This window comes from Streptomyces gilvus, assembly GCF_022513565.1.
Taxonomy (GTDB): Bacteria; Actinomycetota; Actinomycetes; order Streptomycetales; family Streptomycetaceae; genus Streptomyces; species Streptomyces gilvus.
Map to the genome: position 1 here is coordinate 125,181 of NZ_JAKWBE010000020.1, position 22,482 is coordinate 147,662.

Consider the following 22,482-nt stretch of genomic DNA (forward strand, 5'->3'; position numbering starts at 1 on the left):
CCACCCACAGCCGACCGAGGGCCCGCCCGGACACATCCGGGCGGGCCCTCGTGCGCGTGCCTCGACAGCCGGCAGACGGGAACTGTCGGACAGGCCCTACGAGGCGGCGGGGATTCTGAGGGCGGCCAGGACCGGGAGGTGGTCCGTGGCTGTCCTCAGGTCGGTCTCGGTGACGCCGGGGAGGCCGAGCGGGACGCCCGCGCCGAGCACCTCGATGCCCTTGGTGGCGAAGATCGCGTCGATGCGCTGGAGGGGGATGACCGGGGTGAAGGTGTACTCGCTGCCCCAGGGGACGGTCGTCCAGCAGTCCTGGAGGTCGGCGGCCAGGCGCTGGAAGGTGCGGCCGGTGGGCCGGTCGTTGAGGTCGCCGCCCGCGACGGCGTGGTCCACGCCGAGGCCGGCCAGCCGGTCCAGGAGCATGCCGGCCTGGTCGTAGCGTTCGTTCGGCTCGAGGGAGAGGTGGCAGCTCAGTACGCCGACGCGGACGCCGCCGAAGCGGACGACCGCGGTGGCGAAGCCGCGTCGGTGCCGGCCGGGGGTGAGCGGCAGCAGGACGTCCTCCGTGCGCTCCACGGTGGCCCGGAGGCCGCAGAGGATCGCCGGGCCCGCGGCGGTGCCGCCGCCGGTGAGGATGACCAGGCCGGAGGCCGAGGCCAGGCGGGCGAGCTTCTTGCGCCAGCGGAAGAAGCGGGGGGCTTCCTGGATGAGCACCAGGTCCGGGGCGCACGCGGTGATGACGCGGGCGAGGGCGTCGGTGTCGTCCCGCATCGAGCGGATGTTGTAGCTCAGGACGCGCAGGACGGCAGAACCGTCGGCCTCGGTGCGGGAGTTGGGAAGCGGCTCCATGTGGATCAATCTACGCCCCTCGGCTCGGGGCGCGAGGCTTGTGGGCGGCCGGCCGGTGGTGCGTGACCCGGTCGCGCCCGCGCGGCGAAGGCCGCGCGTCGATACAGCCCCGCGCCCCTGCCGGGCGCGTTCACGAACCGTCCGGCTACATGATCGGGTCGGGTTCGCGGGCCAGGTCCGCGGCGCCCACCATGCCCGCCTCGTTGCCGAGCCGGGCGGCGATCACGTCGGCCACCGGACGCCAGTTGCCGCCCACCAGCCAGCGCTTGTAGGACTTGCGGATCGGGTCGAGGACCAGTTCGCCCTCATCGGAGAGGCCGCCGCCGACGATGAACGCGGACGGGTCGAAGAGGGAGGCGAGGTCGGCGAGACCGGCACCGGCCCAGCGGGCGAGTTCACGGTAGGAGTCGACGGCGACCGGGTCGCCCTGGCGGGCGGCCATGGAGATGTGCTTGCCCTCGATGCCCTCGGGGCTGCCGTCGCCCAGGCCGAGCAGGATCTCGGCGTTCTCCGGGGTGGCGTTGGCGCGCTGCTTGGCGTACCTGACCAGGGCGCGCCCGGAGGCGTACTGCTCCCAGCAGCCCTGCGAGCCGCAGCCGCACAGCAGGCCGTCCGGGACCATCCGGATGTGCCCGAACTCGGCGGCGACGCCGAAGTGGCCGCGGCGCAGCTTGTTGCCGATGATGATGCCGCCGCCCAGGCCGGTGCCGAGCGTGATGCAGATGACGTTGCGGTGGCCCTTGCCGGCGCCGAACTTGTACTCGCCCCACGCGGCCGCGTTGGCGTCGTTCTCCACGACGACCGGGAGGCCGACGCGGGCCTCGACCTTCTTCTTCAGCGGCTCCTGCCGCCAGTCGATGTTCGGCGCGAAGTAGACGGTGGAGCGCTGCCGGTTCACGTAACCGGCCGCACCGATGCCCACGCCGACGATCTCGTGCCCGGCGCGCGCCCCCTCGACGGCGGAGGCGATGGCGTCCACGATGCCCTCGGGCGTGCCCGGGGTCGGCACCTTGAAGGTCGAGAGGATGTTGCCTTCCTCATCGACCACGCCGGCCGCGATCTTCGTGCCGCCGATGTCGACGCCGATGGTGAGTCCCATGAATCCCTCAGTTTCGGTCGAGCCCCGCTACGGCAACCGTACCCGAGGCCCTGCCGCCGGGGTCCAGGCGTCCGAACGCTGGGCGGCCCGGCGGCCACTGGGGAGTGTCAGTCCAGGTCGATGCGCTGGCCGGGCCCGGTGCCCTCGCCCTTGTCGCGGCTCTCGTCCAGGTCCTTGTGCAGATCGGTCGGCCGGCTCGCCCAGCGCTGCTCCTGGGCCTGGACCGCGGAGCGGTACGCGGCGAGCAGTTCGTTGCCCGCGGCGGCCAGGTGGTCGAAGACGTCGGGGTTGCGCTCCATGACGGGTTCGACGGCTGCCCGGGCCTGCTGCACGACCTGCTTGACCACCTGCTGCGCGGCGGGCCCGGCGACGGCGCCGAACAGCGGGGACTGGATCGACGACAGCTTCTCGGAGACGGTGTCGACCAGCTTGCGCAGTTCCTCGGCGGCCGAGACCGGCGGCCGGCCGTACTCGGCGCGACGGCGGGCCTTCTCCGCGGCGAGGTCCTCGGCGACCGCCGTCGCCCAGGCGTCGGCGTCGGTGGCCCGCACCTCGTCGACGGCCTCGTTCTCACCGGGATCCGACGGGGGGAGCTGTTCGCTCATGACGGACTCCTGACTACGGTTCGTCCCTACGACGTTACCCGAACGGCCGTACGTCGTTCAGGCCCTGTCGGGCCACAGACCGGGGTCCGGGGTGAAACGGATGCGCAGTTCGCCGTCGCGCAGGGCCGCGCCGGAGACGGTGCAGCGGCGCAGCGCGGACGGCAGCGCCACGATGCGGCGGAACGGGCCCGCGGTGACGACGAGTTCGTCCCCGCGCCGGATCAGGTCCAGGTCCTCGCGCGCCGCCCCGGGCAGCGGGATGTGCCAGACCAGCACACCGTCCTCGGCGAGCCGGTCGACGACGGGCCACTCGACGGTGGACGTCGTCTCGTTGACGCCGGGGGCGGACAGCGCGGTGAGGTCGTCCGTGCCGCGCGGGTCGCGGCCGAGGTGCGGGAGCTGCCGTACGTCGTACGACTCCCGCCACTCCTCCAGCGCCTTGCGCTGCTGGGCGACGAGACCGGCCGGCCATTCCTCCGCAGCGACCCGGTTCGCGACCAGGACGTCGGGGCGCAGTCCGCGCAGGGCGAGGCCCAGCACGGTCTCGCGGACGGCGTCGGCGCCGGCCGGTCCGGGTTCGGCGACCAGCCGTACGGCGGTGTGCCGGTCGGCGAGGACGGCTTCGACGGCGGCGAGTTCCGTGTCCCAGCGCGCGGCGGTGTCGTACAGCCACTCCGACGGCATGGGCACCCCGGCCAGCCGGCCGAGCACCGGGCGCAGGGCGCGGGCCGCCTGCCGTTCGGGCGGGAGCAGGCGGCGCAGATAGCGGCGCAGTTCCTCGGGCAGCGCGAGGAGGGCGAGGGCCTGCGGGGCGGGCGGAAGGTCGACGACCAGCAGATCGAACCGCTCGGAGAGGGCGGCGTCGCGCAGGGCCCGCAGCAGGGTGAGCTCCTCGGCTCCGGGGAGCGGGGTGACCTCCTCGGCGTCCAGCCGGGAGGCACCGAGGAGGTCGAGGACGCCTGCGGACCGTTCCTGGAAGGCGGCGAGGTCGTCCCGGAAGCCGGCGACCGCGTCGGGCCGCCAGACGCTGAGGTGGGAGGAGACGGGGAGGGGGGCCGGGCCGGTCGTGGCGCCGAGGGCCGCCCCGAGGGTGTCGGTGCGGTCGGCGCCGAGGAGAAGGGTCCGGGTGCCCTCGCCCGCGGCGCGCAGCGCGGTCGCGGCGGCGACGGTCGTACGTCCGCTGCCGCCGGGACCGGTGATCAGGAGGGTGCGCATGAGGCTGAACGGTACCTTCGCGCGCCGCCCTCGAACGCCGTGGCTACTTCTCCCCCGACTCCACGCGCTTCTTCAATCCGGCCAGCGCCCGGTCGATGATGACCTTCTCGGCCTTCCGCTTGATCATCCCGAGCATCGGGATCTTCACGTCCACCGTCAGCCGGTAGGTGACCTCGGTGGCCCCGGCACCGGCGGGCTTGAGGATGTACGACCCGTCGAGGGAGCGCAGCATCTGGGACTTGACCAGCGTCCAGGACACCTCGTTGGCGCCGGTCCACGTGTACGCCAGGACCTGGTCGTCCTTGATGGCGCCCGCGTCCATCACGAGGCGCACCTGCTCGGCCCGCCCCTGCGCGTCGGTCGCGAGGACCTCCGCCTCCTTGACCTCGCCGGTCCAGTCCGGGTAGCGCGCGAAGTCGGCGATCACCCCCATGACATCGGCCGGTGCCGCCTCGATCGTGATGCTCGAGCTGGTGTGTTCCGCCATCGCCGTGGCTCCTCCAGATGCGGGCCGGTGAGAGGTCGTCGTACGCACGTGTGTGCAGCGTGAAGGCTACCGCGCGCCCGACCAGGCGACTTCACCCGGTTCGGGCTGTTCACCATTCGAGTGCCCAGGGCTTCCCGGTGCCGGCGAAGTGTCCGACGTTCACACACTCCGTGGCCCCGATCCGCATGCGCCGCACCAGGGGTTGGTGGACGTGACCGAACAGCGCGTAGCGGGGTCGGGTGCGGCGGATGGTCTCCAGCAGCGCCCGGCTTCCGCGCTCGAAGCGCCGGGCCACGGTGTCGTAGACGAGCTCGGGCACCTCCGGCGGGATGTGCGTGCACAGCACGTCCACCTCGCCGACGGCCGCCAGCTTGGCTTCGTACTCCTCGTCGTCCATCTCGTACGGCGTCCGCATCGGCGAGCGCAGGCCCCCTCCGACGAAGCCGAAGGTCCAGCCGCCGATCTCCACCCGCTCCCCGTCCAGCACGGTCGTCCCGGGCCCCGCGTACTCGGCCCACAGAGGCGGCAAATCGACATTGCCGTAGGTGGCGTACGTGGGTGTCGGGAAGGCCGCGAACATCTCCGCGTACTGTCCCCGCACCGCCCGTTCGACGGCGGTGGCCCGGTCCGTGCCGATGCCGCCCCACAGCCGGGCCCCGAACTCGCGTGCCTCCTCGAAGCGGCGGGCGGTGCGCAGCTCGACGATGCGGTCGGCGTTCTCCCGGCCGAACAGGTCGGGGAAGATGCCGCGCGAGTGGTCGGCGTAGTCGAGGAAGAGGACCAGGTCACCCAGACAGATCAGGGCGTCGGCGCCGTCGCCGGCGCGGGCCAGGTCACGGGCGTTGCCGTGCACGTCGCTGACCACGTGAACCCGGGTCCTGCCGCTGTCGGCCGCTGTCGATGCCATGGCGATCAAGCGTAAGGGTGTGGGGTGTACGTGAACAGAGCCGTCGGGACCTGCGGTTACTGGCTAGTCGGTCAGCGGGTCGACTACCGTACACAGAGGAACACCCATCTGTGTGACGCAGCGAACATCTCGCCGGGACCCCCTGTCGGAGAAGCCATACCGGCGGGTAACGTCCGGGCAGTCCAGTCGTGCTCAGGATTTCAACCAGTGATTCCCGAGCACCTGCCCGAGCCTTGGACGCACCGTCGCATCGCACAACGTCGTGGCGCCGGCGCCTTATGAGGAGCAGCAGTCTTGCGCGAGTTCAGCCTTCCGGCTTTGTACGAGGTCCCTGCGGACGGCAATCTCACCGACATCGTCCGCAGAAACGCCGCGCAGCATCCCGATGTGGCCGTCATCGCCCGCAAGGTGAGCGGAGCGAAATGGGGGTCCCCCCGGACGGAGTCTGGGGGAGGCGCGTGGCAGGACGTGTCGGCCACGGCGTTCCTGGCCGAGGTGCACGCCGCCGCGAAGGGCCTGATCGCCTCCGGCGTCCAGCCCGGCGACCGGGTCGCCCTGATGTCCCGCACGCGTTACGAGTGGACGCTGCTGGACTTCGCGATCTGGAGCGCGGGCGCGGTCACCGTGCCGGTGTACGAGACCAGCTCGCCGGAGCAGGTCCAGTGGATCCTCTCCGACTCGGGCGCGACCGCTGCCCTCGTCGAGCTGGACAACCACGCCGCCGCCGTCGAGTCGGTGCGCGACCGGCTGCCGGCCCTCAAGCACCTGTGGCAGATCGAGGCCGGCGGGGTCGAGGAGCTCGGGCGCCTCGGCAAGGACGTCTCCGACGCGACCGTCGACGAGCGCAGCTCGCTGGCGCGGGCCGACGACCCGGCGACGATCGTCTACACCTCCGGCACCACCGGCCGCCCCAAGGGCTGTGTGCTCACCCACCGCAGCTTCTTCGCCGAGTGCGGCAACATCGTCGAGCGCCTGCGGCCGCTGTTCCGCACCGGCGAGTGTTCCGTGCTGCTGTTCCTGCCGCTCGCGCACGTCTTCGGCCGGCTCGTGCAGATCGCCCCGATGATGGCGCCGATCAAGCTGGGCACCGTCCCGGACATCAAGAACCTCACCGACGAGCTGGCGTCCTTCCGGCCGACGCTGATCCTGGGCGTGCCGCGGGTCTTCGAGAAGGTCTACAACTCGGCGCGCGCCAAGGCGCAGGCGGACGGCAAGGGCAAGATCTTCGACAGGGCCGCGGACACCGCGATCGCGTACAGCAAGGCGCTGGACACGCCCTCGGGCCCGTCGCTGGGCCTGAAGATCAAGCACCGGACCTTCGACAAGCTGGTCTACAGCAAGCTGCGCGCGGTGCTCGGCGGCCGGGGCGAGTACGCCATCTCCGGCGGCGCCCCGCTGGGCGAGCGGCTGGGCCACTTCTTCCGCGGCATCGGCTTCACGGTGCTGGAGGGCTACGGCCTGACCGAGTCCTGCGCGGCCACCGCCTTCAACCCCTGGGACCGTACGAAGATCGGCACCGTCGGGCAGCCGCTGCCGGGCTCGGTGATCCGGATCGCGGACGACGGGGAGGTGCTGCTGCACGGCGAGCACCTGTTCAAGGGCTACTGGAACAACGAGGCCGCCACGGCCGAGGCGCTGACCGACGGCTGGTTCCACACCGGTGACATCGGCACCCTCGACGAGGACGGCTACCTCAGGATCACCGGCCGCAAGAAGGAGATCATCGTCACCGCGGGCGGCAAGAACGTCGCCCCGGCCGTGATCGAGGACCGGATCCGCGCGCACGCGCTGGTCGCGGAGTGCATGGTGGTGGGCGACGGGCGGCCGTTCGTGGGCGCGCTGGTCACCATCGACGAGGAGTTCCTGGGCCGCTGGGCCGCCGAGCACGGCAAGCCCGCGGGTGTCACCGCGGCGTCGCTGCGTGCGGATCCGGATCTGCTCGCGGCGATCCAGGACGCGGTCGACGACGGCAACGCCGCGGTGTCGAAGGCGGAATCGGTGCGGAAGTTCCGCATTCTGTCCTCCCAGTTCACGGAGGAGTCGGGCCACCTGACGCCCTCGCTGAAGCTCAAGCGCAACGTGGTGGCGAAGGACTACGCGGACGAGATCGAGGCCATCTACCAGAAGTAGGACGGCCCTCGGGTCAGGTGTCCTCGGCGAGGACCCGGGTCATCGTGCGCTCGGCGAGCGCGGTGATGGTGACGAACGGGTTCACGCCGATGTTGCCGGGCACCAGCGAGCCGTCGGTGACGTACAGCTTCGAATAGCCCTTCACCCGGCCGTAGTTGTCGGTCGCCTGGCCCAGCACGCAGCCGCCCAGCGGGTGGTAGCAGAAGTCGTCGGCGAAGACCTTGTTGGACGTGCCGAACAGGTCGTAGCGGTAGATCGTCGCGTTGGCCGAGTTGATCCGGTCGAAGAGCTTCTTGGCCATGGCGACGGACACCGCGCTCTGGGCGGCGGTCCAGCCCAGCTTGACCCCGTCGCTCGCGGAGTCGTAGGTGAAGGCCGCCCGTTGGGGGTTCTTGGTGATCGCCAGATAGAGGCTGACCCAGGTCTCGAACCCGATGGGCAGCGGGGCGATCTCCGCGAAGACGGGGTTGTCGGTGTTGGCCCAGTCGTCGATGCCCATGACCGGCATGGTCGACTGGTTGGCGCCGGTGGTGTCCCAGATGTGGTTGGCGCGGCCGAGCATGGTGTTGCCGTTGGGGCCCCAACCGGCGCCGACGCTCGCGTCGAGGGCGGGCAGGGCGCCGGTGTCCCGGGCCCGGACGAGGAGTTCGGTGGTGCCGAGGCTGCCGCCGCCGAGGAAGAGGTACGTGCAGCTGTACTGCTTCGTCTGCACGACCTTTCCCGTGACGTCGATGCGGTCGGTCGTCAGCAGCCAACTCCCGTCGCTCGCGCGGTGGATGGCCTTGACCCGCTCCCTGGTGTTGATGGTGACGTTCCCGGTGCCGAGCGCGGCGGCCAGGTAGGTCTTGTCGAGGCTCTTCTTGCCGTAGTTGTTGCCGTAGATGACCTCCTGCGCCAGCGCCGACCTGGTGGCGGTGCCGGCCGCCTCGCGCTCCATGTAGCCGAAGTCGTAGACGTTCGGTACGAAGGTGGTCTTGAGCCCGGTGTTGTCGGCGGCCTTCCGCGAGGTGCGGGCGAACTGGTACCACTCGGTCGACTCGAACCAGGCGGGGTCGATGGTGTTGACGCCGAGCATGGAACGGGCGCGCGGGAAGTAGGTGTTGTACATCTCCGTCGCGTCCACGGTGGGGAACTGCTCGGTGAAGTACGACTGGAGCGGGGTGACGGCCATGCCGCCGTTGACCAGGGAGCCGCCGCCGACACCGCGTCCGACGTAGACGGACATCGTGTCGAAGTGCACGCGGTCCAGGACGCCGGGGTAGGGGGTGATGTCCTTGTTGACGACGTCCAGCCACAGGAAGGTGGCCAGCGGGGCCTCGGTGCGGGACTTGAACCACATGGAGCGCTGGTCGGGGCTGGCGGTGTTGCAGAAGATCTTGCCGTCGGCGCCGGGGGTGTTCCACAGCTGCCCCATCTCCAGGACGAGCGTGCGGATGCCGGCCTGGCCGAGGCGCAGGGCGGCGACGGCACCGCCGTACCCCGAACCGACCACGATGGCGGGCGCGTTGTCGACGGAGGCCGCTTCCTCGGCCGCCTGCGCCGACTGCAGCCCGATCCGGGTGAGCCCGGCGGCAGCCGCGCTCTGCAGGGCGATCATGCCCAGTATTTGACGTCTCGTCAGCTGATGCTGCGTCAGTTTCACTGTCATGCGCGCAGCATCGGCGGATTATCGGGCTCCGGCTATAGCAAGGTCTTCAACTTTTCCGCCAACAAGTCCCAGCGCCACTTCTCTTCCACCCACTCACGTCCCCGCTCCCCCATGCGTCGCCTGAGCTCCGGGTCGGAGAGGAGGACGGTGATCCATTCGGCCGTCTCCTCGGGGGAGCCGCCGTGGACCACCCAGCCGGTCTCGCCGTCCAGGACGGCGTCGGGGGCGCCGCCCGAGTCGCCGGCCACGACCGGCAGGCCCGTCGCCGACGCCTCCAGGTAGACGATGCCGAGCCCCTCGACGTCGAGCCCGCCCCGGCGGGTCCGGCAGGGCATGGCGAAGACGTCACCGGCGCCGTAGTGGGCGGGCAGCTCGGACCAGAGGACGGCACCCGTGAAACGCACGGAGCCCGCGACACCGGTCTCGCGCGCCAGCTTGCGCAGCTCGCCCTCGTAGGGCCCGCCGCCGACGATCAGCAGCACCGCGTCCGGCTCGGCGGCCAGGATCCGGGGCATGGCCAGGATCAGCGTGTCCTGCCCCTTGCGCGGCACCAGCCGGGACACGCACACGACCACCGGCCGGTCGGTCAGCCCGAGCCGCGCCCGGACCGCGTCACCGCCCGAGGCGGGGTGGAAGACCTTCTCGTCGACGCCGGGCGGCAGCTGCACCATCCGCCCGGCCGCCGCGGGCGTCAGCGCGGAGGCGATCCGCGAGCGCGTGTACTCACCGAGGTAGGTGATCGTGTCCGTGCCCTCCCCGATCCGCCGCAGCAACTGCCGCGCGCCGGGCAGCTGCGCCCACCCCGCCTCGTGGCCGTGAGTCGTCGCCACCAGCCGCTCGGCGCCGGCCCTGCGGAGCGCCGGCGCCATCAGCCCGAGCGGCGCCGCCGCCCCGAACCACACCGACGTACAACCGTGCGCGCGCAGCAGCCCGACGGCCGTCCGGGTGGCCGCCGGCGTCGGCAGCAGCATGGTCGTACGGTCCCGGACCACGGTGAAGGGCTGCTCGGCGTCGAAGGCGCGGGTCGCCTCGACGCCCTCCTTGCCCCGCTTCCAGGTGGAGGCGTAGACGACCAGCCGCTCGGGGTCCAGGCGCAGCGCCATGTTGTGCAGGAACGCCTGGATGCCGCCGGGGCGGGGCGGGAAGTCGTTGGTCACGATCAGGGTCTTGTGCATCGCCGCCGACCCTACCGGGCGCGTCCGCACAGGTGGGCTCGGCCGTGTTGGTGGCGAGTTCACAGCTGGGCAGGACATCATGTTCCCCTCAAGACGAACAGCTGGCCGAAGGGGCTCGGGTGGACATTGCGGGTGCGAGGCGGTCCCTCGCGGGGCTGCTGGTGACCTGGGGCCTGACCAGGGTGGTCCTGCTGCTGTTCGTCTTCAAGGTGTGGATCTTCCCGGGCCCGGACGTCACCAGCGACGTGTCGGTGATCTACCAGGGCTGGTACGAGGTGCTGCGCACCGGCACCTTCCCGCTCGGCGACGTCACCTGGCAGTACCCGCCCGCGGCGGCCCTCGCGATCCTCTCCCCGGCGCTGCTGCCCTTCCTGCAGTACGCGTCGGCCTTCTTCGTCCTGGCCTGCGTGGCCGACCTGGCCGTCCTCGCCCTGCTGCTGTACACGGGCCTGCGCCCCGGCAAGTCGCTGCGCGGGGCCTGGATGTGGGTGGTGGGCGTGCCGCTGGTCGGGCCGACCGTGTACGCCCGTTACGACGTGATGGTCACCGCCGTCGCCGTGGCCGGCCTGCTCGCCGGGGCCCGGCGGCCCCGCGTGATGGGCGTCCTGGTCGGGTTCGCGGCGATGCTGAAGGTGTGGCCGGCGCTGCTGCTGCTCGGCGCCCGCAAGTGGACCGCGTGGGCCTGGACCGCGGGGACCGTCGCCGTGCTGGCGGGGCTGTTCGCGGTGTCGATGCCGGGCGCGTTCGCCTTCCTGACCTTCCAGAGCAACCGGGGCACCGAGGTGGAGTCCCTGGGCTCGCTCGTCTTCCATGTGGCCCGGCACTTCGGCTGGGACGGCCGGGTGCTGTTCAACTACGGCTCGATCGAGTTCGTCGGCCCCTGGGTGAACGCCGTCAGCTCCGCCGCCCTGTTCCTGACCGGCGTGGCCTTCGGCTGGCTGCTGCTGTGGCGGCTGATGGCGACGCGGTTCCTGCCGAGCACGCTCGCCGACGCGGCGTTCGCGGCGGTGCTGATGTTCACGGTCACCAGCCGGGTGATCAGCCCCCAGTACATGGTGTGGCTGGTCGGTCTCGGGGCCGTCTGCGTGTGCTTCCGGGGCACCCGGATGGGGCTGCCCGCGCTGCTGGTCCTCGCGGCCTGTCTGGTGACGGTGCTGGAGTTCCCGCTCTGGTTCCAGCACGTCGTCGCGAGCGACCGCCTCGGGGTGACCCTCCTGTTCCTCCGCAACGGCCTCCTGGTCGCCGCAGCCGTCTGCACGGCCGTCCAGCTCTGGCGCTCGACGGTCCCCCGCACCCAGGTCCCGACCCTGCCCGCCCAGACGCCCCGCACCAAGGAGACCACGACCTCCACCTGAGGCGGGCCCTGCCGACAGCCGACCGGCACGGACCACCGGCGGCCAGGCGGTCGTCAGTCGCCGCCCCGCCGCGTCACGCCTCGCACGGGCAGCGGATCCACACGGCTGTGCCGCCTCGCAGCCGCACGCCTCCCGCCCCTCCGCGCGATCCGCGCGATCCGCGTGAAGGGCACGGCCACCGCGGCGCACTGCACGGCCATGGCGATCGCCATCGCCAGGCACACACCGGGCAGCCCGAGCCCCGACAGGGCGTACGTGAGCGGGAGTTGGACCGCCGTGCCGAGGAGTGTCACCCGCAGCAGGGCCGGCGCTCCCCCACTCCCCTCGAAGACCCCGCCCAGCGCGATGAAGCAGGCCATCAGCAGCAGGTACGGGCCGATGCAGCGCAGGAACAGCGCACCGGCGCGGGCGACCTCGGGTCCGGCACCGAAGGCGGCCATGATCAAGGGGGCGGTGGCGGCGAGCAGGACGGCGGCCACCAGCCCCACCGTGCCGGACACCAGCATCGCCTGGCGGCCGATCTCCCGCCGCGCGTCCCGGCCCGCGCCCCGTGTGTGGGCGGTGTGGATCGAGGCGGCCTGCCGCACCGCGTAGAACGCCATGGTGGCCACGTACATGACCTTGCTACGCGACGGCGTACGCCGCCACCGCCGTCACCCCGAGCCGCGCCACGATCGCCACCAGCACCAGCACCAGCACCAGCACCAGCACCAGCACCCCGCCCTGCCGCACGGTGAAGTCGGCGGACATGGGCAGCCCGGTCCTCAGGGTCCGGCGCAGGGCCGCAACCACCGGTTCCGCGGGCCGCGCGCGCCGACCGCCTCCCGCGGCAGGTCGTTCCGTCGGAGGACGACCAGCCCCACGCCCAGCGCCAGGCACCTGTGCATACGGAGCGGGCCTGGCTCCGGGAGGTCATCGGCCTGTTGGATCAGGCCAGTTGAGACTTGAGGTACTCCCGCCACTGCTCGGTGAACTTCCCCAGCGTCGTGCCGAGGACCTTCCTCATCGCGTCCTCGACCGACCCGGTCCGGCGCGGATGGTCGCCCACCGCCCGGTAGAACTGCCCGAGCCGGTCCTGGCCCCACCGGTCGGCGATCATGCGGCAGGCCAGCCAGCCGCCCTCGTAGGCCTGCGCCAGCTTCGTCGCGTCCCCGCTGAAGCCGAAGTCCTTGTCGGTCGGCAGCGCGGCCGGCACCTGCCCGTCGTCGACCGAGCGGGCCAGCTCGGGGGCGGCCTGGACCGCTGTACGGCCGGTGCCGAGGTAGCCGACCCAGTCGGCGTACCCCTCCGACAGCCACAGCGGGGTCGCGGCCGTGGTGTGGGCGCGGGTGGCGACATGGGTGGTCTCGTGGGTGAGCACGACCTGCTTGCCCAGCGTGCCGAGGAGGGCGTACGCGTCCGGGTTGACGATGATCCGGTCCGCCGGCGCGTCCGGCGGCCCGCCGACCTCGCCGGTGGTCACCGCGGCGATGCCCCGGTACTGCGAGGCCGGTGAGCCGAGCAGCCCCGCCATGCCCTCCACGGACTTCGGTACGAGGACGAAGACGTGCCGGGCCCAGTCGGTGCCCCACGCCCCGCTGACGGCCGGGACGGCATGGTCCGCGAGGTCGGCGTAGACGTGCAGCCGCTCGCTGGACTGCCCGACGCCGAGGACGAGGCTGTGCCTGCCGCGCATGACCGTCACCTCGCCCTGGTCCCACAGCTGTTGGGCGGACTTGCGGGCGGGGGTGTCGGCGTCCACCCGCCACTGCCCGTCCGGGCCCCGGGAGAGGGTGAGGGTGCGGCCGGCGGTGACCGGGGCGTTGTCGTACCCCTGGACCCGGTAGCGGAGTTCGGCGTCCGCGGTGGCCTCGTCGCCGTGCCGGTGCAGGGCCGTGACGCGGTAGGACCAGGAGGCCAGCGGCACTCCGCGCAGGTTCTCGAACCACCCGAGCGCGCCGGTCTTCACAAAGGCCGTCCGGTCGCGGTCGAGAACGGCGGCGGACCGCCGGTCCAGGACCCGCTGCAGACCGGCCCTCGCCGTGCCGTCCGGCGACTGTCCGCCGCAGGCCACCAGGGAGACGAGCAGCAGAACGAGCGCCACGACACCCGGCTTCCACGCCCGCCCACGACCACCAGCCACTTTCCGATCGTACGGCCGACCGGGCGCGCGGCGTCAGACCCGCGTGACGGACGACACCGGCATCATGTTGACGCGGTCGTAGCGCACGGGGGCGCCCGGGTAGGGCGCGTGGATCACCTGGCCGTTGCCCACGTACATCGCGACATGGCTGGCGTCCGAGCGGTAGACGACCAGGTCGCCGGGCTGCGCCTGGGAGAGCGGCACCTGCCGGCCGGCGAACCGCTGCTCCTGCGAGGTGCGCGGCAGATGGACGCCGGCGTGCGCGTACGACCACTGCATCAGGCCCGAGCAGTCGAAGCCGGAGGGGCCGTTGGCGCCCCAGACGTACGGTCTGCCGAGCGCCGAGCGGGCGGCGGCGATCGCGGCGGCCGCGCGGGCGTCGGGCGGGACGACGCCCGAGAGGCCGGGGACGTCGTCGCGTCCGGAGCGGGAGGCCCGGTCGTAGGCGGCGCGCTGCCCGAACGGCAGGGAGGTGAGCAGCTGCCGGGCCTTGGCGAGCTTCTGCTCGACGGTCTTCTTGTGGGCGGCGACCGCCGTGCGGCTCTTCTCCAGGTCGGCGAGCTTGCCGGCCGCCTCCGCGCGCTCCTGGGCGAGTTCACGCAGCGCGGACCGCAGCTCCCGCAGCTGACCGGCCTGGTGGACGCTGATCCGGTCGAGCGTGGAGGCCTTGTCGAGGTAGTCGGCCGGGTCGTCGGAGAAGAGCAGGGCGACGGTCGGGTCGATGCCGCCGGAACGGTACTGGGCGCCGGCCAGCGAACCGAGCGCGTCCCGCATGGTGTTGACGCGCTGCTGCTGGCGGGCGATGCCGTCCTGCGCCTGACCGAGCTCGCGGCGCAGGGTGGCGGCGGTCTCGTCGGCCTTGTCGTAGGCCTGGGTCGCCTTCTCGGCCTCCGCGTAGAGGCGGTCCACCTCGGTCTTGGTGTCGGTGCGCGGCGCGGCGTCGGCCGGCACGGCGCCGAGGGCGGCGGTCGCCGCGGACAGGACACACAGCGCGGTGCCTGCACCTCGGTTGAACCCGGACGTCGGTACAAGGCGGCGATGGGACCCCACGGGAAGCCGCGCTCCTTCCGCTGACGACAAGGACCGCTTCCCCGCGCGGCGGGGAAACGCGGCAGACAGTAGCCGCGCGGTGGGGGGTCGGCCAAAGACCTCGGTGGGCACGCACAGTGACGCCCCGCCTCTGACGCAGGTCATCGGCGGGGCGCGGGGTCAGCGGGAGGTGCCGTAATTCGCCCGTTCGGGCGGCACCCGGAACGTCAGCCGATGCGGACGCCGAACTGGAACGGCATGTTGCTCATCGACTCGTAGCGCACGACGGTGCCGGTGCGCGGGGCGTGCAGCACCATGCCGTTGCCCGCGTACAGGCCGACGTGGTGCAGGTCGCCGTAGAAGAGGACGAGGTCGCCGACCCTGAGCTGGCTCTCGCTGTAGATCCGGGTGCCGGCGTTGGCCTGCTCCTGCGAGGTGCGCGGGATGGTGACGCCGGCCGCGGCGTAGGCGCGGGAGGTCAGACCGGAGCAGTCGAAGGAGGCCATGCCGGTGGCGCCGAAGGAGTACGGCTTGCCGAGCTGGCCCTGCGCCCACTGGAAGGCGGCGGCGGCCCGGCTGGAGGCGGCGGTGCTGTTGCCGAGGTCGACCCGCTCGTTGGCGTCGCGGTTGGCGCGGGACTGGTCGGCGTTGAGGGCCGCGCGCTCGGCGGCGGTCAGGGAGTTGAGGAGCTTCTGCGCCTGGGCGAGCTTGCCCTGGACCGCCTTCTTCTGGGCGACGAACGCGGCGCGGGTGGCGGAGAGGTCCTTGAGCTTGCCGGAGGCCTCGGCGCGCTCCTGGGCGAGCTCGCGCTGCTTCTCCTCGATCTTCTTCAGCGCCTCGACCTGCTGGGCGCTGAGCTGGTCGGCGGTGGAGGCCTTGTCGAGGTAGTCGTCCGGGTTCGACGACAGGAACAGCTGCAGGGAGGAGTCGATGGTGCCGCTGCGGTACTGGGCGGCGGCCGCCAGGCCGATGGAGTCGCGCAGGGTGTTGAGCTCCTCCTGGCCCCGGGCGACGTCGTCCTGGATGGTGGAGATCTCCTTCTGGAGCTTCTGCTCCTTCTCCTTGGCGCCGTTGAGCTTCTCGGTGGCCTGCTCGGCCTGCTCGTAGAGCTTGTCGACCTTCGCCTTGACCTCGTCCTTGGAGGGCTTCTCGCTCGGCGCGGCGTTGGCGGCCTGAGCGCTGATGGCAACGGCTGCAGCAGCGGCGGTGGTGAGCACGGTCACGCGCGTGCGGCTCGGCTGCTTGGGTCGACGGTGGGACGCCACGGAGGTGAACTCCTTCTTTTGAGTGATCACCCGCTCGGAGGTTCGAGGCCAGACCCTAGTGACCTTCCTGTGATCAGATCAAATCCTCACACCAAAAAATCCCGTCACGCAATGCATTCTTTGCACACAACTCACATGGGGTCACGCCAGGTTGACGCTACGTTGCGTGACGATCCCATCAAATCGGGCATTGAAACCGGAGATTGACGTTTGCGACAGGCGCCCCGCAAAGGGGCCGGGCAGGCACTCAGGACAGGCGCTTCAGCAGCATCGCGGAGGCGACCGGACGCGCCCCCGCCTTGGCGACCCCGTCGGCCACCTCACGGTCGGTGGAGGCGACGATGACGGGCCGCCCCGGCGGCTCGGCGCGCACCAGCTGACGGATCAACTCATCGGCGGTGACGCCGGGTTTGGAGAACAGCACCCGCACCCCGCGCGGGGGCGCCAGCAGCACCGGGGCCACCAGTTCGGCCCCGTCGAAGACGCAGGTGACCTCGGCGCCGGTCTGCGCGGCGAGCTGGGAGAGCTGGCCGAGGAGCCTGAGGCGCTGCTTCTCCAGGGGCATCTGCGGATAGCCGGTCTTGGTGACGTTGTAGCCGTCGACCACCAAGTGCGCCTGGGGCAGGGCCAGAAGCTGGTCCAGGATGGCCGGATCGTGCTCGGACAGCGCCCTGGCGGCGATGTCCTTCGGGGTCATTCGTCCCGGTTCGACCGCGTCGACGGTTTCCGCGGGCCGTACGGACACGGGCGGCAACGCCAGTTCGCGGCGCAGCCCCTGGGCCGCGTCCAGAACGGTGTCCAGAAGCAGACGGACGCGCATGTCCTCGACACTGCGCCCCTCCCGCGCCGCTCTGCGCGTGGCCTCGAGGGCCGCCTCGGCCTCCCCGAGCCGCGCCTTGAGCCGCCGGGTCTCGCTCTCCGCGGCGGACACCTGGGCCTGCCCGTCGGCCCGTACGGCCTCCATCTCGCCCTGGATCTTGCGCAGGGCGGCCTCGCCGCGCTTGACGTCGCTGAGGGCGGCACGGAGCTTGCGGTGAAGCGATTCGGCTTCCTTCTTGGCCGACTCCAGCTCCGCCCGCAGCCGCTCGGTCTCCGCGCGGGTCTGGTCGCGGGCGGCGGTGAGCTCCTCGCGCAGCCGCTCCAGCTCCGCCCGGCTCTCCTCGCCGGCCCGCTCGGCGTCCGCCCGCTGGGCCTCCTCGCCGGCCGCGGTGACGAGCTTGACCCAGCCGGTGGGCCGCAGAACATAGGCCGCGGCCGCCACGTCGAGCGGATCCGCGGCCGGGGGCGGCGAGCCGGAGTCGAGAGCGCCGGCGAGCTCCGGCTGGGCCTCTCTCAGCTTCTCCCCGATGCGCTGCCGGAACAGCGGATCGGTCTCCAGCGCCGCCGCCATCGCGTTCCCGGCGAACTTGGCCCGCCGGTTCGGCGCGAAGCGCGCGTACTGCCTCAGCTGGGCGGGCAGCTCCGCGACGGTCAGCCCGCCGAACCCGTCCGAGACGATCTGTACGACTCTTCTGCGCACCCCGTCGGGCAGCGGACGGTCGAGCACCTCGGCGGCGCCGTCGCCCGGCCCCCCGCCTTGTGTCTCCACCATCCGTCACACCCCATCACTGTGCGGGGCCGCTCCCGGTCAGGAGCCGGCGCCCGGCCTGTCCACGAGTTCCACCTGGTCCACGGCGTTGCACCAGCGGCAGCGCACCGACTCGATGGTCTCACTGACCACCTCGCGCTCCTCGACCTTCGGCTCTCCGGCCAGGTCGAGATGGACGTACTCGACGACCTTCGACGAGCGGGTCACGTCGAAACGCGTGAGGTTGCCGCAGAGGGTGCAGCGCCACCGCGTCGTGGCGGTCGGCAGGGGAACCGTCATCGTGACTGTTCGCTTTCCTTCTAGTCTCCGTGACGCCCCAGCTTCCCTGGAGCGTGTGGCCGTAACCCTACGGCCTGCCGACACCTCACCGCTGATGCGTCCACGGCGGCGAGGCGGTCTGGGCGGCTGTGTCCTGTTACGTCATGCTCTGTGTTCATGATCGGCAACTGGAGCGTGACCGTCGGCAGAGTGCTGCGCACACCCTCGGCACCGGTGACGTACGGGCTGATCGCCCTGTGCTGTCTGCTCTTCCTGGCCGGGCCCGCGGCGGGGCTGAACCCGGCCTACGGCACCGGGGACGCGCTGCTCGCCGCGCAGCGCGCCTACTTCCACCGCTGGGGCGTGGTCCCGGCCGAGCTGTTCCAGGGCTCTCCCCGGGCCGCCCTCACCCCGGCGACCGCCCTGTTCGTGCACGGCAGCTGGGTGCACCTGCTGGGCAACATGCTCTTCCTCTACGTCTTCGGGGCGATGGCCGAGGAACGGATGGGCCGCATCCGGTTCACGCTCTTCTACGTCGGCTGCGGCTATCTGGCCCTGCTGGGCTACGCGGCCGCCAACGCCGCCTCCGAGCAGTCCCTGGTCGGCGCGTCCGGGGCGATCTCGGCGGTCCTGGGCGCGTTTCTGTACCTCTTCCCCGGGGCCCGGGTGACAAGCCTGCTGCCCTTCCTGTTCTTCCTCCCCCTCCGCTTCCCCGCCTGGGTGGTCCTGCCCTTCTGGGCGTCCCTGCAGTGGCTGGCGGCGGGCCGGGCGCCCCAGGGGCCCGGGGTGGCGTATCTGGCCCACCTGGTGGGCTTCGGCCTGGGCTTCCTCTACGCGTGGGCCCGTTTCCGCCGTACGACTAGAGTGAGGGCCGCCCCTGCTCCGGCCCCCGAGGGAGAGAACCAGCCGTGATCACCGCGATCGTCCTCATCAAGACCAGCGTGGACCGGATCCCCGAGATCGCCGAGCGGATCGCCGCGCTGGACTCCGTCAGTGAGGTCTTCTCCGTCACGGGCACCTACGACCTGATCGCCATGGTCCGGGTCAAGCGGCACGAGGACCTGGCGGAGGTCATCCCCGGCTCGATCAGCAAGATCCCGGGCGTCGAGGCCACCGACACCCATGTCGCGTTCCGGACCTACTCGCAGCACGACCTGGAGGCCGCGTTCGCGATCGGCCTGGACTCCTGACACCCCGCCCTACTCCGCGGGGCGGTGCAGGCGGCCCCAGAGGGTGACCAGCGCGCCCCAGTTCTCGACCTGCCAGGCCGGGAGGTCGGCGGAGTGCGGCACGCCGTCCTCGTCGGCGCCGCGCACCGTGAGCCGCGCGTCCCGCCGCATCGCCCACCAGGAGCGGGGGACGGACGGGTCGGGCAGGTCGACACCGAGCGTGGGCTCCTCCAGGCCGGACCAGGTCAGGAGCGTCCGGCCGCGCGGCAGCCACAGTCCCCGCGCGTCCGCGGTGAGCGGGCCGAAGGCGACCTGCCGGCCCTCCTCGAGCCGCGCGAGCAGCGCGGGCGCCTGCGCCCGCCCGACCCGCCGCCGGATGTGATGGACGGCGGCCCGGATCGACGCGTTCTCGGAGCGTTGCTCGTCCGGCTCGTGCAGCTGCCACTCGTCGAGGACGAAGGACTGTTGCGCGCCGTCGGCGAACCGCGCCAGGTGCCGGTGGCCGAAGGTGTACCAGGGCGGGCCGTGCTCCCGGTCCCGTCTCAGGGTCAGGTCGATGGTGGAGCGCCAGTGGGTCACCTGCTCCCAGCGCCGGGCCCGCGCGTCCGGCCCGGTCACCAGCCCCTCCTCGTACAGGTACACCGGCGTCCCGCCGAGCAGCCGTGGCCGGCGGCGGGCGACGGCCACCGCGAGGAGCTCCCCGAGTTCCCCGGCCGATGCCGACTCACCCACCGCGGCCGGAATCCCCACACAACGGATGATTACACGGCCGGCACGCAGCGGCCGTCCTCCGTCCGGTAGTTCCACTTCGCCCCGTCGCTCACCAGTTCCCGGACGGCGTTCACGAAGCGCTCGACGTGCTCGTCGGGGGTGCCCGCGCCGAAGCTGACCCGGATCGCGTTGAGGGACTTCTCGCCGGGCGCGGCCTCGGGGGCGCCGCACTCGCCCTGGGTCTGCGGGTCGGAGCCCAGGAGGGTGCGCACCAGCGGGTGGGCGCAGAACAGGCCGTCGCGGACGCCGATGCCGTACTCGGCGGAGAGGGCGGCGGCGAAGTGGGAGCTGTTCCAGCCCTCGACGACGAAGGAGATCACGCCGACCCGGGGCGCGTCGTCGCCGAAGAGGGACAGCACCTTCACCTGCGGGACCTCCGCGAGGCCCGCCCGCACCTTCTCGATCAGATACTGCTCACGGGCGACCAGGGTGTCGAAACCGGCCTCCGTCAGCGCCTTGCAGGCCGAGGCGATGGAGTAGGCGCCGATGACGTTCGGGGAGCCGGCCTCGTGCCGGGCGGCGCTGTCGTGCCACTCCACGTCCACTCCCCCGTCCTCGCGGCGGGTGACCTTGCGGCTGGCGCCGCCGCCCGCGAGGTAGGGGTCGGCCGCGCGCAGCCAGTCGGCGCGGCCGGCCAGGACGCCGGAGCCGAAGGGGGCGTACAGCTTGTGGCCGGAGAAGGCGACCCAGTCGACGTCCAGGTCGCGCACGGAGACCGGGTGGTGCGGGGCCAGCTGGGCGGCGTCCAGGACGATGCGGGCGCCGTGCGCGTGGGCGGCGGCGGCCAGCTCACGGACCGGCCACAGCTCGCCGGTGACGTTCGAGGCGCCGGTGACGCAGACCAGGGCCGGGCCATGGGGGTCGCGGTCCGCGAGGGCCTTCTTCAGGGTCGCCACGGCCTGGCACGGGGTGCGCGGGGCGTCGAGGTAGGTGACCCGGGCGTCCGGCCAGGGCAGCAGGCTCGCGTGGTGCTCGGTCTCGAAGACGAAGACCTGGCAGTCGGCGGGCAGGGCGCGGGCCAGGAGGTTGAGGGAGTCCGTGGTCGAGCGGGTGAAGACCAGCTGGTCGTCGGAGCGGCAGTCGAGGAACTCGGCGACGGTCCTGCGGGCGTTCTCGAACAGGTCGGTCGACAGCTGCGAGAGGTAGCCGGCACCGCGGTGGACGCTGCCGTAGTACGGGGCGTACGCCGCCACGTCGTCCCAGACGCGCTGCAGGGCGGGGGCGCTGGCCGCGTAGTCGAGGGCCGCGTAGGTGACTTCGCCGCCCGTCACGAGCGGGACGGTGACATCCCGGCCCAGAACGGGCAGCGGGGCACAAATGGTCTGGGCGGAGGCAGCGGTGGAGACGGACATGGGGAACTCCCGTGAAAAGAGAAAGGTGAGATGGGTGTGCGGAGGCGGGGCTCGGCGCCCTATCGCATTCGCTTGCTCACGGAAGACTCCTCGAACGACCAGGATCCCTGGTTCGTGAGGGATCCGCGCTTGCCGCAGACCTCGCTGCCCACGGCCTGGTCTTCACCCGGGGCACCCCGCCACGGACGGAGGGTTGCCGGACAGTCGGCCGGGGCCTCATGACTGTCACTCATGACCTGGTACAGGAACGTACGTGAAGTGATCGCGGTCCCGCAACTCGTGTCCGAATTACGGGACCGCACCTCGCCGTTATGCGTTGCTGGCCGCCACCCAGCGCTCCAGCGCCCGCTTGGCCGACCCGGAGTCGATCGACTCGGCCGCCTTGGCCATCCCGGCGCCGATCTGCTCGGCCAGAGTCCCGGGGCCCGGGTCGAGGGCGACCAGGGCTGCCGCCGAGTTCAGCAGGACGGCGTCGCGCACCGGGCCCGTCTCGCCGTCCAGCAGACGGCGGGCGACCTCCGCGTTGTACGACGGGTCCGCGCCCCGCAGAGCCTCCACGGGGACCAGCTCGATGCCGACGTCCCGCGGGTCGAAGGTCTCCTCGGTGACCTTGCCGTCCCGGACGATCCAGACCCGCGAAGTCGCCGTCGTGGTCAGCTCGTCGAAGCCGTCGTCGCCGCGGAAGACGAGGGAGGAGTTGCCGCGCTCGGCGAGGACGCCCGCGATGAGGGGCGCCAGCCGCGGGTCGGCGACGCCCACCGCCTGCGCCCTCACCTTCGCCGGGTTGGTCAGCGGGCCGAGGGCGTTGAAGGTGGTCCGGATGCCCAACTGGCCGCGCGCGGCGGCCACATGACGCAGTGCCGGGTGGAACTTGATGGCGAAGCAGAACGTGATGCCGGCTTCCTCGGCGACCTCGGCCACGCGCTTCGGCGTGAGTTGCAGGTTGACGCCCAGCTTCTCCAGGACGTCCGAGGCGCCGGACGCCGAGGACGCGGCCCGGTTGCCGTGCTTGACGACCTTCGCGCCCGTGCCGGCGATGACGATCGCCGACATCGTGGAGATGTTCACCGTCTTGGCGCCGTCGCCACCGGTGCCGACGATGTCGACGGTCCGCCCCGGCACCTCGATCACGTTCGCGTGCTCGTACATCGTCCGGACGAGCCCGGTGATCTCCTCGACCGTCTCGCCCTTGGCCCTGAGCGCCACCGCGAACCCGGCGATCTGCGCGTCGGTCGCCTCGCCGCGCATGATCAGGTCCATCGCCCAGGCGGTGTCGTCGGCGCTGAGGTCGTGGCCGTCCAGCAGGCCGTTCAGCAGCTGGGGCCAGGAACGGCCCGCCGCGGTGTCGCCTCCAGCGGGGGTCACAGCGCTCATAGGGCCGCTCCGGGGTGTCGTAGCAGAAAACGTGAACCCCACCCTATCCAGCTCCAGGACATGGTGAAGGGCCCCGTCCGAACACCG

The 22,482-nt window shown here is 71.9% G+C and carries 20 protein-coding genes, 1 pseudogene and 1 riboswitch; of the genes and pseudogenes, 4 read left to right on the forward strand and 17 right to left on the reverse strand.

Going from position 1 to position 22,482, the window contains the following annotated elements:
• Positions 1 to 96: 96 nt before the first annotated feature.
• The 6 genes from MKW14_RS27485 to MKW14_RS27510 all read right to left on the reverse strand — a co-directional run bounded on the left by MKW14_RS27485 (position 97) and on the right by MKW14_RS27510 (position 5,159).
• Positions 97 to 846: an endonuclease/exonuclease/phosphatase family protein gene (locus tag MKW14_RS27485; RefSeq protein ID WP_240866574.1), complete on the reverse strand. Its 750-nt coding sequence runs from the start codon at positions 844 to 846 to the stop codon at positions 97 to 99.
• 145 nt (positions 847 to 991) lie between these two features.
• Positions 992 to 1,945: an ROK family glucokinase gene (locus tag MKW14_RS27490; RefSeq protein ID WP_240866577.1), complete on the reverse strand. Its 954-nt coding sequence runs from the start codon at positions 1,943 to 1,945 to the stop codon at positions 992 to 994.
• A 107-nt stretch (positions 1,946 to 2,052) separates the two neighbouring features.
• Positions 2,053 to 2,550 carry a DUF5304 domain-containing protein gene (locus MKW14_RS27495; RefSeq protein ID WP_240866581.1) on the reverse strand — a complete coding sequence of 166 codons (498 nt, stop codon included), beginning with the start codon at positions 2,548 to 2,550 and terminating at the stop codon, positions 2,053 to 2,055.
• 57 nt (positions 2,551 to 2,607) lie between these two features.
• Positions 2,608 to 3,765, reverse strand: a complete 1,158-nt coding sequence (locus MKW14_RS27500; RefSeq protein ID WP_240866584.1) for an ArsA family ATPase — start codon at positions 3,763 to 3,765, stop codon at positions 2,608 to 2,610.
• Between the two features lie 43 nt (positions 3,766 to 3,808).
• A complete protein-coding gene (locus tag MKW14_RS27505) occupies positions 3,809 to 4,252 on the reverse strand; it encodes an SRPBCC family protein (protein WP_133042889.1) in 444 nt (147 codons plus the stop codon).
• 109 nt (positions 4,253 to 4,361) lie between these two features.
• Positions 4,362 to 5,159, reverse strand: coding sequence for a metallophosphoesterase family protein (locus tag MKW14_RS27510; protein ID WP_240866587.1), 798 nt, complete (start codon positions 5,157 to 5,159; stop codon positions 4,362 to 4,364).
• Positions 5,160 to 5,453: 294 nt separating this feature from the next.
• Between MKW14_RS27510 and MKW14_RS27515 the strand changes: the two genes are divergently transcribed.
• Positions 5,454 to 7,289, forward strand: a complete 1,836-nt coding sequence (locus tag MKW14_RS27515) for an AMP-dependent synthetase/ligase (RefSeq protein WP_240866588.1) — start codon at positions 5,454 to 5,456, stop codon at positions 7,287 to 7,289.
• A 13-nt stretch (positions 7,290 to 7,302) separates the two neighbouring features.
• Here the strand turns inward: MKW14_RS27515 and MKW14_RS27520 are convergent, their stop codons facing one another.
• Positions 7,303 to 8,937 carry a GMC oxidoreductase gene (locus MKW14_RS27520; protein WP_502628183.1) on the reverse strand — a complete coding sequence of 545 codons (1,635 nt, stop codon included), beginning with the start codon at positions 8,935 to 8,937 and terminating at the stop codon, positions 7,303 to 7,305.
• A 32-nt stretch (positions 8,938 to 8,969) separates the two neighbouring features.
• A complete protein-coding gene (locus tag MKW14_RS27525; RefSeq protein WP_240866593.1) occupies positions 8,970 to 10,112 on the reverse strand; it encodes a glycosyltransferase family 4 protein in 1,143 nt (380 codons plus the stop codon).
• 119 nt (positions 10,113 to 10,231) lie between these two features.
• Here MKW14_RS27525 and MKW14_RS27530 point away from each other — a divergent pair, with 119 nt between their 5' ends.
• A complete protein-coding gene (locus MKW14_RS27530) occupies positions 10,232 to 11,467 on the forward strand; it encodes a glycosyltransferase 87 family protein (RefSeq protein WP_240866596.1) in 1,236 nt (411 codons plus the stop codon).
• A 53-nt stretch (positions 11,468 to 11,520) separates the two neighbouring features.
• On the opposite strand, the pseudogene MKW14_RS27535 reads toward MKW14_RS27530, so the two are convergent.
• From MKW14_RS27535 to MKW14_RS27560, 6 genes and pseudogenes are all read right to left on the reverse strand, one after another.
• Positions 11,521 to 12,348, reverse strand: a pseudogene (locus MKW14_RS27535) (MATE family efflux transporter); the annotation flags it as partial.
• Positions 12,349 to 12,395: 47 nt separating this feature from the next.
• Positions 12,396 to 13,589 carry a hypothetical protein gene (locus MKW14_RS27540; RefSeq protein WP_240866598.1) on the reverse strand — a complete coding sequence of 398 codons (1,194 nt, stop codon included), beginning with the start codon at positions 13,587 to 13,589 and terminating at the stop codon, positions 12,396 to 12,398.
• A gap of 33 nt (positions 13,590 to 13,622) precedes the next feature.
• Positions 13,623 to 14,639, reverse strand: a complete 1,017-nt coding sequence (locus MKW14_RS27545; RefSeq protein ID WP_240866601.1) for a C40 family peptidase — start codon at positions 14,637 to 14,639, stop codon at positions 13,623 to 13,625.
• Positions 14,640 to 14,845: 206 nt separating this feature from the next.
• Positions 14,846 to 15,883, reverse strand: a complete 1,038-nt coding sequence (locus MKW14_RS27550) for a C40 family peptidase (RefSeq protein WP_240866603.1) — start codon at positions 15,881 to 15,883, stop codon at positions 14,846 to 14,848.
• Positions 15,884 to 16,130: 247 nt separating this feature from the next.
• Positions 16,131 to 17,474, reverse strand: coding sequence for an NYN domain-containing protein (locus tag MKW14_RS27555; RefSeq protein WP_240866606.1), 1,344 nt, complete (start codon positions 17,472 to 17,474; stop codon positions 16,131 to 16,133).
• A gap of 36 nt (positions 17,475 to 17,510) precedes the next feature.
• Positions 17,511 to 17,750, reverse strand: coding sequence for a hypothetical protein (locus MKW14_RS27560; protein ID WP_055541554.1), 240 nt, complete (start codon positions 17,748 to 17,750; stop codon positions 17,511 to 17,513).
• 156 nt (positions 17,751 to 17,906) lie between these two features.
• Here MKW14_RS27560 and MKW14_RS27565 point away from each other — a divergent pair, with 156 nt between their 5' ends.
• Together MKW14_RS27565 and MKW14_RS27570 are read left to right on the forward strand one after the other, a co-directional pair.
• The gene (locus MKW14_RS27565; RefSeq protein ID WP_240866613.1) at positions 17,907 to 18,641 is read left to right on the forward strand and encodes a rhomboid family intramembrane serine protease; all 735 of its coding nucleotides are present in this window, start codon (positions 17,907 to 17,909) and stop codon (positions 18,639 to 18,641) included.
• Complete coding sequence (locus MKW14_RS27570; protein WP_240866615.1) at positions 18,638 to 18,919, forward strand: Lrp/AsnC family transcriptional regulator; 282 nt, start codon at positions 18,638 to 18,640, stop codon at positions 18,917 to 18,919. The genes MKW14_RS27565 and MKW14_RS27570 overlap by 4 nt, the downstream gene beginning before the upstream one ends.
• 9 nt (positions 18,920 to 18,928) lie before the next feature.
• Here MKW14_RS27570 and MKW14_RS27575 read toward each other — a convergent pair whose 3' ends face one another.
• The 3 genes from MKW14_RS27575 to trpD all read right to left on the reverse strand — a co-directional run bounded on the left by MKW14_RS27575 (position 18,929) and on the right by trpD (position 22,395).
• The gene (locus MKW14_RS27575) at positions 18,929 to 19,648 is read right to left on the reverse strand and encodes a hypothetical protein (RefSeq protein WP_240866617.1); all 720 of its coding nucleotides are present in this window, start codon (positions 19,646 to 19,648) and stop codon (positions 18,929 to 18,931) included.
• Positions 19,649 to 19,659: 11 nt separating this feature from the next.
• The gene (locus MKW14_RS27580; RefSeq protein WP_240866620.1) at positions 19,660 to 21,021 is read right to left on the reverse strand and encodes an aminotransferase class V-fold PLP-dependent enzyme; all 1,362 of its coding nucleotides are present in this window, start codon (positions 21,019 to 21,021) and stop codon (positions 19,660 to 19,662) included.
• Positions 21,022 to 21,141: 120 nt separating this feature from the next.
• Positions 21,142 to 21,258: riboswitch (SAM riboswitch) on the reverse strand.
• Between the two features lie 72 nt (positions 21,259 to 21,330).
• A complete protein-coding gene (gene trpD / locus MKW14_RS27585; RefSeq protein ID WP_240866621.1) occupies positions 21,331 to 22,395 on the reverse strand; it encodes an anthranilate phosphoribosyltransferase in 1,065 nt (354 codons plus the stop codon).
• Between the last annotated feature and the right edge of the window lie 87 nt (positions 22,396 to 22,482).